General features: G+C 73.1%; 13 protein-coding genes and 2 pseudogenes. 9 read left to right on the top strand and 6 right to left on the bottom strand.

The window, feature by feature from the left end; translation table 11 throughout:
* Positions 1-21: 21 nt before the first annotated feature.
* From ADK65_RS33835 to ADK65_RS33825, 3 genes are all read right to left on the bottom strand, one after another.
* Positions 22-246, bottom strand: a complete 225-nt coding sequence (locus ADK65_RS33835; protein WP_053674984.1) for a hypothetical protein — start codon at positions 244-246, stop codon at positions 22-24.
* A 177-nt stretch (positions 247-423) separates the two neighbouring features.
* Positions 424-954: a hypothetical protein gene (locus ADK65_RS33830; RefSeq protein WP_053674982.1), complete on the bottom strand. Its 531-nt coding sequence runs from the start codon at positions 952-954 to the stop codon at positions 424-426.
* 32 nt (positions 955-986) lie between these two features.
* Positions 987-1646, bottom strand: coding sequence for a helix-turn-helix domain-containing protein (locus tag ADK65_RS33825; RefSeq protein WP_053674980.1), 660 nt, complete (start codon positions 1644-1646; stop codon positions 987-989).
* Positions 1647-1884: 238 nt separating this feature from the next.
* On the opposite strand from ADK65_RS33825, the gene ADK65_RS33820 reads away from it, so the two are divergent.
* From ADK65_RS33820 to ADK65_RS33790, 7 genes and pseudogenes are all read left to right on the top strand, one after another.
* Positions 1885-2544 (top strand): hypothetical protein, encoded by a 660-nt coding sequence (locus tag ADK65_RS33820; protein WP_053674978.1) that lies wholly within the window; start codon positions 1885-1887, stop codon positions 2542-2544.
* A 72-nt stretch (positions 2545-2616) separates the two neighbouring features.
* Positions 2617-3771, top strand: a complete 1155-nt coding sequence (locus tag ADK65_RS33815; RefSeq protein WP_053674976.1) for an NAD(P)/FAD-dependent oxidoreductase — start codon at positions 2617-2619, stop codon at positions 3769-3771.
* Positions 3768-4064, top strand: a pseudogene (locus ADK65_RS33810) ((2Fe-2S)-binding protein); the annotation flags it as partial. The gene ADK65_RS33815 and the pseudogene ADK65_RS33810, both read left to right, overlap by 4 nt.
* A 118-nt stretch (positions 4065-4182) precedes the next feature.
* Complete coding sequence (locus ADK65_RS33805; RefSeq protein ID WP_053674973.1) at positions 4183-5547, top strand: NAD(P)/FAD-dependent oxidoreductase; 1365 nt, start codon at positions 4183-4185, stop codon at positions 5545-5547.
* Positions 5544-6434 carry a dihydrodipicolinate synthase family protein gene (locus tag ADK65_RS33800; RefSeq protein ID WP_053674971.1) on the top strand — a complete coding sequence of 297 codons (891 nt, stop codon included), beginning with the start codon at positions 5544-5546 and terminating at the stop codon, positions 6432-6434. The genes ADK65_RS33805 and ADK65_RS33800 overlap by 4 nt, the downstream gene beginning before the upstream one ends.
* A 6-nt stretch (positions 6435-6440) precedes the next feature.
* Positions 6441-7442: a proline racemase family protein gene (locus ADK65_RS33795; RefSeq protein WP_053674969.1), complete on the top strand. Its 1002-nt coding sequence runs from the start codon at positions 6441-6443 to the stop codon at positions 7440-7442.
* A gap of 37 nt (positions 7443-7479) precedes the next feature.
* Positions 7480-8151 (top strand): GntR family transcriptional regulator, encoded by a 672-nt coding sequence (locus ADK65_RS33790; protein ID WP_053674967.1) that lies wholly within the window; start codon positions 7480-7482, stop codon positions 8149-8151.
* A 27-nt stretch (positions 8152-8178) separates the two neighbouring features.
* Here the strand turns inward: ADK65_RS33790 and ADK65_RS33785 are convergent, their stop codons facing one another.
* From ADK65_RS33785 to ADK65_RS33775, 3 genes are read right to left on the bottom strand one after another with little or no spacing between them, the layout of a single operon-like run.
* Complete coding sequence (locus tag ADK65_RS33785) at positions 8179-9114, bottom strand: PDR/VanB family oxidoreductase (protein WP_053674965.1); 936 nt, start codon at positions 9112-9114, stop codon at positions 8179-8181.
* Positions 9111-9290, bottom strand: a complete 180-nt coding sequence (locus ADK65_RS33780) for a hypothetical protein (RefSeq protein WP_053674963.1) — start codon at positions 9288-9290, stop codon at positions 9111-9113. The genes ADK65_RS33785 and ADK65_RS33780 overlap by 4 nt, the downstream gene beginning before the upstream one ends.
* Complete coding sequence (locus ADK65_RS33775; protein WP_199825751.1) at positions 9287-10357, bottom strand: aromatic ring-hydroxylating dioxygenase subunit alpha; 1071 nt, start codon at positions 10355-10357, stop codon at positions 9287-9289. Before ADK65_RS33775 ends, ADK65_RS33780 begins: the two co-directional genes overlap by 4 nt.
* 513 nt (positions 10358-10870) lie before the next feature.
* On the opposite strand from ADK65_RS33775, the gene ADK65_RS33770 reads away from it, so the two are divergent.
* Both ADK65_RS33770 and ADK65_RS36645 read left to right on the top strand, forming a co-directional pair.
* Positions 10871-11869 (top strand): YdcF family protein, encoded by a 999-nt coding sequence (locus ADK65_RS33770; protein ID WP_159038859.1) that lies wholly within the window; start codon positions 10871-10873, stop codon positions 11867-11869.
* Between the two features lie 126 nt (positions 11870-11995).
* Positions 11996-12213, top strand: a pseudogene (locus ADK65_RS36645) (response regulator transcription factor); the annotation flags it as partial.
* Positions 12214-12230: the final 17 nt, after the last annotated feature.

Below are 12230 nucleotides of genomic sequence, written 5' to 3'. Positions count from 1 at the left end.
CGCCCGTTGGCACTCCTGGTCTCAGGGGCCGGGCTCCGGACACCAGTTCTCCAGGAGCCGGAAGAACGCCTCCTCGTTGCCGGTCAGTCCGGCCCGCTCCAGGGCCTGCTCCGCCTCGGCGAGCACCGCGGGCGGGACGAGCGGCGGCCCGCCCTCCACGTCGAAAGCGGCCCGGACGGTGTGCAGCAGCCGCAGATAGGCCTGGACGGCGGTGCGTTCACGATCGGTCAGAACGGCGGTGGGCATCGGTCGGCTCTCCCCGTGTCGGCGTCGTCGGTCCCGCGCCCTCGCGGCGCGTACGCCCCGCACAGTGGTGGCGCACCTCCAGCTTGCCGCCCACCACTGACAATCCGGCCCCGCCGCCCTCCGGTTCGCCCGCTCGGCGGAGGGGGTCCGCAGCACAGCGCCGCGCGGTGCGGCCCGTCAGCCCTGCGGTCCGCGGTATCCCAGCGACGCCTCGATCCGCCCCGCCAGATGGTCCCGCTGCACCGGCCCCCGCGAGGAGGAACCGGCCAGCCACGCACGGCATTTGCTGGCGAGCAGCAGTCCGAAGCTCTCGGCGTCCCGCTCGTCGTCGAGGTCGAAACGGGTGCGCGCGGCGACCTTCAGCACGGTCGCCTGGAGGTCGGCCCCGTTCTCGAGCAGCCTGGCGGCGACGGCCGCGCCCTCCACGTGGTGGGAGCAGTGCCCCGCCTTCATGTGCCACAGCTCATGGCCCAGGATCACCAACTGGTGATCGGGGGCGGTGCGTTCCTCGATGACGACCAGGTCCTGCTCGGCCATGTCCAGCCAGAGCCCGCTGGCGGTGCCGGGCGGGAACGCGGCCGTGCGAAAGCGCACGGGGCGGCCGCGGCGTCTGCTCATGCCGTCGCACAGGGCGGCGTACAGCTCCTCGGGCGGAGCCGGCGCCGGGAGGGTCAGCTCCGCGATCAGCTCGCCGCACAGACGACGCATTTCCTTACCGATGCCCACAGTTCTCCCCACGGTCACGACTCGGGCCGCTTGACGCTCTCCAGGAGCATGTCCAGCCACTCCGCGACCTTGTCGCGGTGCTGGTCGGTGGGCAGTTGCGCGGCACGCCAGGCGATGCCGCGCACGCCGTGGTCCTGCAGCAGCCGCTCCAGCGGGTCGTCCTGCGCGGCGGCCGCCTGCCGCTCACGGTCGGCGAGCTTCTGCAGCAGATCCTGCTCGGTGTGCTGGAGGGCGCTGACGAGTGCCTCGGGGTCCTCGGCCGTCAGGAACCCGGCGTGCACCCGGAAGAACCGCTGGAGGGCGTCGCAGTGCTCCATCGTCGGCCGGCGGTCGCCGTTGATGAGGGCACCGGCCTGCTGGCGGGACATGCCGGCGCCGTCGGCGATCTCCTGCTGGGTGTACTTGCGGCCGTTGGGCTTGAGCCGGGTCCGGCGCAGCAGGTCCAGCCGCTGCAGGAACCGGGCCTGCACATCGGGCTCGCCCGCGGGCCTGCCGCACAGCAGGGACTTCACCACCGGCTCCGGGACACCGGAGGCGACGGACAGCCGGCCGGTGTCGAAGACCTCGGCGTGCGGCACGCCGAGCCGGTCGGCGAGCGCGCCGACACGGGAGACGACGGCCGGCAGCACGGCCGTCGGCGTGACGCCCGGACCTTCGACGAAGCCACCCGTCACCGACAGATCTCCTACGTATCTCACAGGCTTCTCACAAGTGGATGCCGTGACCTACCCCGGCGTGAACTTCCCGGAGCGTAGCCGGTGGTTCGAACTCACATCCAGGTCTCGCCACAACTGTGGCCAATTTCAGCCGTCAACAGACATGGAATGCCACGATAGTTGACACGCCTCAGCTCGGGGCAGCAGGATCGGGGCGCCGCGTCAAGGCCGCACAGGCAAGAGGGGTGACCTCCCGATGGCATATCAGGCAGGAGGGCAGCGGCCGGCACCGCGGCCCCTCCCCGAGACTCCCGAGGCCCGGGCCTACCTGGAGGGCTACGCCGAGCTCCTGGAGGGTGTCGCCTTCCCCTCGCTCGTCGTCGACCACTGCTGGGACGTGGTGCTGACCAACGGCGCCTTCCGGTCACTTTTCCGTGAGGTCGGCCCGCACCCGACCGCGATGCCGGACGACAACTTCCTCAGGTTCGTCCTCTTCCACCCCGACGCCCCCGCGGTGCTCGGCGAGCACGAGGCGAGCTGGTGCCTGCCGATGCTCGCGCACTTCGCGCGGACCGTGGAGAGCCACGGCCCCGACCACGGCCTGCAGGCCATCCGCCGTGACATCGCCCAGGACCCGATCATGGAGGCCGCCTACCGGCACGGCCTGCCGCACTGGATCCGCGCGGTCGGGGAGAGCGCCGTCGAGCAGGACGGTGCGGTACGGCCGCTGCTGCACCCGGACCCGCACCGGGGCGCCACGGAGTGCCGGGTCGTCGTCGAGACGTCCAGGACGCTCGAAGAACTGGGCTGTGCCCGGGTCACGTTCGTCCTGCGCGAGGCCCGCCGCTCCGCGTCCCGGGAGCGCCGCACCCGCCGTACCGCCTCCCACCTGAGGGTCGTCCCCGCGGCCGATTGACCCACCGGGTGCCCGCCCGCGTGTCGCGTCGGCACCCTTCCCGGAGCGTGTGGTGTGTGACATAGTACTGGCGTGAGCGAGTCGCTGACCTGCGATGTCGTGGTGGTCGGAGCCGGAGCGGTCGGCGCCGCCGCCGCCCTGTACGCGGCCCGCGCGGGCCTGGAGGCCGTCGTGGTGGACCGGGGCCCGGTGGCCGGCGGCACGACCGGAGCCGGGGAGGGGAACCTCCTGGTCTCGGACAAGGAACCCGGGCCCGAGCTCGAGCTGGCGCTGCTGTCCGCCCGGTTGTGGGCGGACCTGGCGCAGGAGGGGCTGGGCGGGGCCGTCGAGTACGAGGCCAAGGGCGGTGTCGTCGTCGCCGGCACGGACCGGGCCCTGGCCGGGCTGGAGAAACTTGCGGCGGAGCAGCGTGCGGCCGGGGTGGCGGCCGTCCCGGTGCCGTCCGACCGGCTCACCGACCTGGAGCCGTACCTGACCCCTGGCCTCGCGGGCGGCGTGCACTACCCGCAGGACGCCCAGGTGATGCCCGCCCTCGCGGCGGCGCACCTGCTGCGCGCCTCGAAGGCCCGGGTGCTCACCGGCCGGGAGGTGACCGGAGTCCTGCGTGGCCCGGGCGGTGCGGTGCGCGGCGTGCGGACCGACCGGGGTGACGTCCACGCTCCCGCGGTCGTCAACGCGGCCGGAACCTGGGGCGGCGAGGTGGCGGCTCGCGCGGGAGTGTCCCTGCCCGTGTTGCCCCGACGGGGGTTCGTCCTGGTCACCGAGCCACTGCCGCCCCGCATCCGGCACAAGGTGTACGCCGCCGACTACGTGGCCGACGTCGCCAGCGACTCGGCGGCACTGCAGACCTCCCCCGTGGTCGAGGGCACCCGGGCCGGACCGGTTCTCATCGGCGCCAGTCGTGAACGGGTGGGCTTCGACCGGTCGTTGTCGCTCCCCGCCCTGCGTGCGCTGGCGGCCGGGGCGACCGGGCTCTTCCCCTTCCTGGCCGAAGTCCGGGCGATGCGCACCTATTCCGGCTTCCGGCCGTATCTGCCGGACCATCTGCCCGCGATCGGCCCCGACCCGAGGGCGCCCGGGCTCTTCCACGCCTGCGGGCACGAGGGTGCGGGCATCGGACTCGCCACCGGCACCGGGCAGTTGATCGCCCAGGTGCTGACCGGGCGGACGCCAGACCTGGATCTCGGACCGTTCCGGCCCGACCGCTTCACCGAGGAGGCCGAGTGAACCCACTACAGGTGGCGGGGGCCGGGCCGGGCCCCGCCTTCACGGTCACCTTCGACGGACGTCCGCTCAGGGCCCTGCCCGGGCAGACGGCCGCCGCCGTGCTGTGGGCCGCGGGCGTCACGTCCTGGCGCACCACGCGCGGCGAGGGCCGCCCACGCGGGGTCTTCTGCGGGATCGGCGTCTGCTTCGACTGCCTGGTGACCGTCAACGGACACCCCAACCAACGCGCCTGCCTGGTGCGGGTACAGCCGGGGGACGCGCTCGGCACCCAGGAGGGGACGGGCCACGGGGACGTGAGGGATACGCCGAGCCGGGCGGGCCACCGAGGGGACGCGCTCGGCCCGCCGGACGGCACGAGCCCCGCGAAGGTGATCGGCCCGCCCGACGAAACGGGGCCAGCGGAGGTGTGGCGTGCGGACTGATCTCGTCGTGATCGGTGCCGGACCGGCCGGGCTCGCCGCCGCCCTGGCCGCCTCCGCGCGCGGCGTACGGGTCGCGCTCGTCGACGCCGCCTCGGCACCCGGCGGGCAGTTCTACCGGCAGCCCGCCGCGGAACTCGCAGCCGCGCGGCCCGAGGCGCTGCACCACCGGTGGCGGACCTGGGAGCGGCTGCGGGACGGACTCGCCGCCAGTGCCGTACGCGTCCTGACGGAACATCACGTGTGGTGCGTGGAGCGGACGCCGGAACGCTTCACCGTGCACTCCCTGCTGGGGCCGGACCAGGAGGAACCCGCCGAGGTACACGCCCACGCCGTGCTCCTGGCCACCGGCGGCTACGAGCAGATGCTGCCCTTCCCGGGCTGGACCCTGCCGGGTGTCGTCACGGCCGGGGGAGCCCAGGCCATGCTCAAGGGCGCGCTGGTGGTGCCCGGGCGCCGAGCCGTGGTGGCGGGGACCGGCCCGCTGCTGCTGCCCGTGGCGACCGGGCTCGCCGCAGCCGGCGTCGAGGTCGCCGCCCTCGTCGAGTCGGCCGCCCCGGGGCGCCTCGCCCGCCACGCCCCCGCCCTTGCCGCCAAGCTCCCCGAGGGCGCCGGACACGCCGCCCGGCTGCTGCGCCACCGCGTCCCGGTCCTCACCCGGCACACCGTCGTGCGCGCCCACGGCGACGACCGGCTGACCGGTGTCACGGTCGCCGCGCTCGACACCGAGGGCCGTGTCCGGCCCGGCACCGAGCGGCACCTGCCCTGCGACACCCTCGCCGCCGGCCACGGCATGCTCCCGCACACCGACCTCGCGCAGGGCCTCGGCTGCCGCCTCGACGGGCTCACCGTGGCCGTGGACCCCGAGCAGCGCACGGACGTGCCCGGGGTGTGGGCGGCCGGCGAGGCCACCGGCATCGGCGGTGCAGCCCTCGCCCTCGCCGAGGGGCACATCGCCGGTTGTTCCGCCGCCGCCCGCCTGCGAGGAGCCGTGCCCGGTCCGGCGCCCGCCGCTCTCAGGGCCCGTACGAAGCTCAGACGATCCGCCGCCGCCCTGGACTCCGCCTACCAGCCACCCGCGCACTGGACCGAGCAGCTCACCGACGACACCGTGATCTGCCGCTGCGAGGAGGTCACCGCGGGGTCCGTGCGCGAGGCCCTGGACCTCGGAGCGGGCGACGAACGCACCGTGAAGCTGCTCAGCCGGGCCGGGATGGGGTGGTGCCAGGGCCGGATGTGCGGCACCGCGATCGCCGCGCTCGCCGGCTGCGCACCCACCCCGGCCAAACGCCCCTTCGCCCGTCCCGTGCCGCTCGGCGTCCTCGCCCGGCAACACTCCCAGGAGGGACCCTCATGACCGAACCCCGCCCCTGGCGCGGCGTCCTCGTCGCCACCGCGCTGCCGCTGAACGACGACCTCTCGGTGAACCACGACCGGTACGCCGAGCACTGCGCCTGGCTGGTCGACAACGGCTGCGACGGTGTCGTGCCGAACGGCTCCCTCGGCGAGTACCAGGTGCTCACGCCCGAGGAGCGGGCCCGGGTCGTCGAGACGGCCGTCGCCGCGATCGGCGGGGAGCGCGTGATGCCCGGCGTCGCCGCCTACGGGTCCGCCGAGTCCCGCCGCTGGGCCGAGCAGGCCGCCGAGGCCGGCTGCCGCGCGGTGATGCTGCTGCCCCCGAACGCCTATCGCGCCGACGAGCGCGCCGTCCTCGCCCACTACGCCGAGGTCGCCCGGGCGGGCCTGCCGGTCGTCGCCTACAACAACCCGATCGACACCAAGGTCGACCTCGTGCCCGAGCTGCTCGCCCGGCTGCACGGAGAGGGGCACATCCAGGGCGTGAAGGAGTTCTCGGGTGATGTCCGCCGGGCCTACCGGATCGCCGAACTCGCCCCCGAGCTGGACTTGTTGATCGGCGCGGACGACGTTCTTCTGGAGCTGGCCGTCGCCGGCGCCAAGGGCTGGGTGGCGGGCTACCCGAACGCGCTGCCGCGGTCCTCGGTCGAGCTGTACCGGGCCGCCGTCGGCGGCGACCTGGAGTCCGCCCTGCCCCTGTACCGGCAGCTGCACCCCCTGCTGCGCTGGGACTCGCGGGTGGAGTTCGTCCAGGCCATCAAGCTGTCCATGGACCTCGTCGGCCGCCACGGCGGCCCCTGCCGCCCGCCGCGGGTACCACTGCTGCCCGAACAGGAGGCGGCCGTCCGGGCCGCCACCGAGAAGGCCGTCGCGGCCGGACTGAGCTGAGGCACCATGCGCAGCACACTCGTCCTGCACGCCGTCGACTCGCACACCGAGGGCATGCCGACCCGCGTGATCACCGGCGGCATCGGAACCATCCCCGGCGCCACCATGAACGAACGACGGCTGTGGTTCCGCGAACACCGCGACGACGTCAAGCAGTTGCTGATGAACGAGCCGCGAGGCCACTCCGCCATGAGCGGCGCCATCCTGCAGCCGCCGACCCGGCCCGACTGCGACTGGGGCGTCGTCTACATCGAGGTCTCCGGATATCTGCCGATGTGCGGGCACGGCACGATCGGGGTGGCGACCGTGCTGGTCGAGACCGGCATGGTCGAGGTCGTCGAGCCGGTCACCACGATCCGGCTCGACACTCCGGCGGGCCCGGTCGTCGCCGAGGTGGCGGTCGAGGACGGGGCCGCGAAGGCGGTCACCCTCCGCAACGTCCCCTCCTTCGCCGTCGGTCTCGACCGCGAGGCCACCCTCGCCGACGGCCGGACGGTGACCTACGACCTCGCGTTCGGCGGCAACTTCTACGCCATCCTGCCGCTGGAGCGGTTCGGCCTGCCCTTCGACCGGTCCCGCAAGGACGAGATCCTCGCCGCGGGCCTGTCCCTCATGGCCGCCGTCAACGCCGAGGACCCGCCCGTCCACCCGGAGGACCCCTCCATCCGCGGCCTCCACCACGTCTACCTGGCCGCCCCGGGCTCGACCGCCCGGCACTCCCGGCACGCCATGGCCATCCACCCCGGCTGGTTCGACCGCTCGCCCTGCGGCACCGGCACCAGCGCCCGCATGGCCCAGCTGCACGCCCGCGGCGAACTCCCGCTGCACACCGAGTTCGTGAACGAGTCCTTCATCGGCACCCGCTTCACCGGCAGACTGCTCGGCACGGCAGAGGTCGCCGGCCGCCCCGCCGTGCTGCCCAGCTTCACCGGCCGCGCCTGGATCACCGGCACCGCCCAGTACCTGCTGGACCCCGAGGACCCGTTCCCGGCGGGGTTCGTCCTGTAGGCCCTCGCAAGCGCACACGAGAGGAACCCCGACCGTCATGGCTCCGCAGCACACCCCCGCCCTGCCCGTGCTGGGCAGCAGGAAGCCCAGTCACCGGGAGCGGGTCGCGGACGCGCTGCGGGCCGCCCTGATCGCCGGTGAACTGCGGCCCGGGGAGGTCTACTCGGCCCCGGGCCTCGCCGCCCGCTTCGGCGTCTCCGCCACCCCGGTGCGCGAGGCCCTGCTCGACCTGGCCAAGGAGGGCCTGGTCGACACCGTCCCCAACAAGGGCTTCCGGGTCACCGCCGTCTCCGAGCGGCAACTCGACGAGTACACCCACATCCGGGCGCTGATCGAGATCCCCACCACGGCGGACCTGGCCCGCACGGCCGACCCCGTGGCCCTGGAGGCGCTGCGCCCGGTCGCCCAGGAGATCGTCGCCTCCGCACGAGCCGGCGACCTCATCGCCTACGTCGAGGCCGACCTGCGCTTCCACCTGGGCCTGCTGGCGCTCGCCGGCAACGGCCATCTCGTCGACGTCGTACGCGACCTCAGACGCCGCTCCCGCCTCTACGGCCTGACGGCGCTCGTGGAACAGGGGCGGCTGGAGGCGTCGGCCGAGGAGCACCTTGAGATCCTGGACGCCCTGCTCGCCCGCGACGAGGAGTGCGTACGCGCCGTGATGGCCCGGCACCTCGGACACGTCCGGGGTCTGTGGGCCGCGCCCTGAACAGCCCGGACGGACAGGGCGGGCCCTTCACAGGTCCAGGACGAGACGCTTGCCGCGGCAGCGGGACACGCAGATCATCATGGTCTCGCCGGCCGCGCGCTCGTCGTCCGTCAGCACCGAGTCCCGGTGGTCCGGCTCGCCGTCGAGGACATCGGTCTCACATGTGCCGCAGGTGCCCTCCGTGCAGGAGTACAGCACCTCGACCCCGGCGGCGCGCACGGCATCGAGCACGGACACGTCCGGCGCGACGGTGAGCGTCCGCCCGCTCCGCGCGAGCTCCACCTCGAACGCCGTGCCGCCGCCGCTCTCCTGCTCCTTCGGCCGGAACCGCTCGACGCGCAGCACCCCGGAAGGGCACCGGGCCTCGACCGCGTCCAGCAGCGGCCCGGGACCGCAGCAGTAGACGAGGGTGCCCTCGGGCAGGTCGTCCAGCACGGACGGCAGGTCCAGCAGACCCGACTCGTCCTCGGGTGCGATCGTCACGCGGTCGCCGTAGCGGCCGAGTTCCTCCGTGAAGGCCATGGAGTCGCGGGTGCGCCCGCCGTACAGCAGCGTCCAGTCGGCGCCCGCCGTCTCGGCCGCCGCGAGCATGGGCAGGATCGGTGTGATGCCGATGCCTCCCGCGACGAAGCGGTACCGGGGAGCGGGCTCCAGGCGGAAGTTGTTCCGGGGTCCGCGCACCCGCACCTTGCCGCCTTCGCCCAACTGCTCGTGCACATGGGCCGAGCCGCCCCGCCCGGGGCGCTCGCGCAGCACCGCGATCCGCCAGGCCGACCGGTCCGCCGGATCGCCGCACAGCGAGTACTGCCGCTCCAGACCGGGCGCCGGCAGGACGTCGACGTGGGCGCCCGGTTCCCACGCCGGGAGCGGCTCGCCCAGCGGATGGCGCAGGGTGAGGACGAGTACGCCCTCTGCCACGAACTCTTTCCGCTCGACGACGAGTTCGGTCTCGTACACACTCATGAACTGTTTCCTCGTGGCTCGTCGACCAAGTGCCCCTGCGGATGGGCGAGCATCCACTCCCACATCTCGACGGGGTCCTGCGCGGTGTGCTCACGGCCGCAGTGGCACGTGCCGTGCAGGGTGTCGGTGCCCGGCAGCCAGGCGATGCGGTAGACCTCGCCGGTGGGAGCCGTCACCGGACCTTCTCCACGGGCTTCTCGCCCTGCTCCACCAGCCGGGCGAGGATGCGGCGGGCGGCCAGACCCCCGGTGTCGATGTTGATGCTCAGCTCCTGGTAGCCGGTGCGTTCGGTGCCGAGGGTCTTCTGCAGCAGGTTGAGCGCGGTGACGTCCTGCATCACCACCGTGTGGTTGTTGCCCCGGAGGAACTCGGTGACCTCGGCGTCGTCGGTGGCCCAGTCCCGGGAGACCGCCCAGAAGTCGTACACCGTGCCGTCGCCGGAGGGCGTGATCGCGTATGTGATCTCGGTGTGGAAGCCGTTCGGGTCACTGCCGTCCGCCTCGGGCAGCACCCCGACCGGGGCGATACGGCTGTGCAGCAGATACAGACAGGGGGCGTGGTACTCGATGTCCTGCCAGCGGGTGATACGGCCCTCGATGCCGGTCGACCTGGCGTAGAACGGCGGGCACGCGGCGTCGTCCATGTGCCGGCTGACCCGGACGATCCCGGCGCCCTCGTCGACCTCGGTGGTGATCGGCGTCTCGGCGACCTCGGGGGTGCCGATGTAACCGCCGTGCAGATACGTCTCGTGGGACAGGTCGAGGAGGTTGTCGACGAGCAGGCCGTAGTCGCAGTCGATGGGCTCCATGCCGCGCACGGTGACCCAGCCGGGGGAGTCGAGGTGCCGGGCCCGGGGGATGGTCTGCGGGTCGGCGAGCGCCGGGTCGCCGATCCACACCCAGATCAGCGAGTCCTGTTCGACGACCGGGTAGGAGGCGACCCGGGCGGTGCGCGGCACCCGCTTCTGCCCGGGCACGTACACGCACGTACCGGACGTGTCGTAGGTGAACCCGTGGTAGCCGCACACGATCCGGTCCCCGTCCAGCCGCGTCGGCGCCTCGGACAGCGGGTAACGGCGGTGCACACAGCGGTCGTGCAGGACGACCGGCGTGCCCTCCTCCTCGGTCCGGTAGAGCACGAGCGTCTCACCGAGGATCGTCCGGCCGAGCAACTCCCGCCCCACCTCGTGGCTGTAGGCGGCGACGTACCACTGGTTCCTGGCGAAGGCGGTCATGTGAGGCATGGGGTTCCCGTCCCTGTCGGCGGGGCGTCGTCGCCCCGCGTGCCGTGGTCGGAATCAGGTTCGACAGGGCTGTGGTTGCCGCGCAAGACGACTTCTGCCAGACGGAAGTCCCCCTGCGAAAGGGCTGTGCAGAGCGCGTTCTTCATGCGCCTTGTCATCACGGGGCACCTCCCAGCGCCGGTGCGAAGGCTTCCTCGTCACCTCAGGTTGATCGCCGAGTCCGGCTCCTCCTATGGGCCCTGTTCTCGTATTGCTACGTCCCCCCATTGACGTCGGTGCACGGTTCGAACCGGCGGTGACGTTCAGGGCCGCCGACGCGGTAGCCGAGAGCGGGGATGCGCTCCACTGCTCGCAACAACTCGAACTCGGTTACACCGCCCGCGTTCGGCGCACCACAGCAGATCTGGGAGGATGGCCGGCAGCCGTCCGTGCAAGGTCCGGGGACCTGCGGGCGGCGAGGCGAGCGGGTACGGGGAGCGGCCCGGCGGGCGGGAGAGCGGAGCGGTGCGGCACATGCCGGAGTACCCGGAGTACCTCACCGCGGTCGTGTTCGCGGTGGGCGGCGTCGTCAACGCCGTGCTGGCACCGCACCGGTTCTCCACCGCCGTCCTGTTCTGCCTCGCGGTGACCTCTGCCGGGCTCGGCGTGGCCTCTCGCAGCGCGGCAGCCCACCCGGCCATCGCCACTGTCCTCACCGTCGCCGCCCTGCTTGTTGCGTTCGCGCTGGGCCTGCTGCTGCTGGCCGACGGGGTCCTCCTGGTCCGGCGCTACGGACCGCAGGCAGCCCTGCTGGCGACCGGGGGCGCCGGCTTCGCACTGCTGGCGGTGCTCGGCCTCGATGCGGTCTTCCACGCGGTCGGCGGCGAGGCGTTCGGTGCCCTCGTGGTCGCGGTGAATGCGACCGCGGGATACCTCACTCTGCTCTTCCTGGTCTTCGCCGGCTACGCGTTCGTGCGGGGCCGTAGAACCCCTCTACCGGGAACCACCCATGTCGTCGTCCTGGGCGCCGGGCTCGACGGCGACCGGCCCGGCCCGCTGCTGACCCGCAGACTGGAGCGGGCCTTGGCGATCGACGCCGCCCGGGCACCGGACACGCCGGGTGTGGTGTTCGTCGTCTCGGGCGGCCAGGGTGAGGACGAGGTCCGCTCCGAGGCGGACGCCATGGCCGACTACCTGCGCGGACGCGGAGTGGCCGCCGACCGGATCGTGCGGGAAGACCGCTCCGTCAACACCGGGCAGAACCTCCGCTTCAGCGCGGCCCTCGTGGGTGACACCCATCCCGGCCACCGTGCCACGGTGGTCACCAGCTGCTTCCACGTCTACCGCACGACCCTGCTGGCCCGCCGCGTCGGCGTGCCCGTGCACGTCGTGGGCGCGCCTACCTCCCCCGCCTACTGGCTGGCCGCGACACTGCGTGAATTCGCCGCCGTCCTCTGGTTGGACCGCCTCCCCCTGGTCGGACTCAGCATGCTGCTGGCAGTGCCGGTGGCGACGGCGGTCTTCGGGCACTGAAGCGCCAGCCGCCGACCTCGTAAGAGGTCCTGACACAGGTGACGCACAAGGCGCGGTTGAGGAGGAGGGGAAAGACGGGCCGGACTGCCCGACCGGTGCGCGCGGTCAGCTCGTCGAGGTCGGCGCCCACACCGTGATCTCTCCGGCCTGACCCCGCGCGAGCTGGAGGTGCTCCGCCTGCTCGCCACCGGACTCAGCAACGCCGAACTGGCCTCCCGGCTGTTCCTGAGCCCCACCACGGTCAAGAGTCACGTCGGCCGCATCCTGTCGAAGCTGGACCTGCGCGATCGGGTCCAGGCGTCTTCGCCTACGAGACGGGCCTGATCACCGCGGGCGGGGGCGCCCAGCAGCGCGACCGCGC

The organism is Streptomyces sp. NRRL B-1140 (assembly GCF_001280065.1).
Taxonomy (GTDB): domain Bacteria; phylum Actinomycetota; class Actinomycetes; order Streptomycetales; family Streptomycetaceae; genus Streptomyces.
Note: the sequence above shows the minus strand (reverse complement) of the source record. Positions and strands in the feature narration are given on the sequence as shown.

Excerpts from the sequence above, each read along its gene's own strand:
- ADK65_RS33770 (WP_159038859.1), top strand. The coding sequence starts at position 10,871 with ATGCCGGAGTACCCGGAGTACCTCACCGCGGTCGTGTTCGCGGTGGGC.
- ADK65_RS33820 (WP_053674978.1), top strand. The coding sequence starts at position 1,885 with ATGGCATATCAGGCAGGAGGGCAGCGGCCGGCACCGCGGCCCCTCCCC.
- ADK65_RS33800 (WP_053674971.1), top strand. The coding sequence starts at position 5,544 with ATGACCGAACCCCGCCCCTGGCGCGGCGTCCTCGTCGCCACCGCGCTG.
- ADK65_RS33835 (WP_053674984.1), bottom strand. The coding sequence starts at position 246 with ATGCCCACCGCCGTTCTGACCGATCGTGAACGCACCGCCGTCCAGGCC.
- ADK65_RS33775 (WP_199825751.1), bottom strand. The coding sequence starts at position 10,357 with ATGCCTCACATGACCGCCTTCGCCAGGAACCAGTGGTACGTCGCCGCC.
- ADK65_RS33830 (WP_053674982.1), bottom strand. The coding sequence starts at position 954 with ATGCGTCGTCTGTGCGGCGAGCTGATCGCGGAGCTGACCCTCCCGGCG.
- ADK65_RS33785 (WP_053674965.1), bottom strand. The coding sequence starts at position 9,114 with ATGAGTGTGTACGAGACCGAACTCGTCGTCGAGCGGAAAGAGTTCGTG.
- ADK65_RS33795 (WP_053674969.1), top strand. The coding sequence starts at position 6,441 with ATGCGCAGCACACTCGTCCTGCACGCCGTCGACTCGCACACCGAGGGC.
- ADK65_RS33790 (WP_053674967.1), top strand. The coding sequence starts at position 7,480 with ATGGCTCCGCAGCACACCCCCGCCCTGCCCGTGCTGGGCAGCAGGAAG.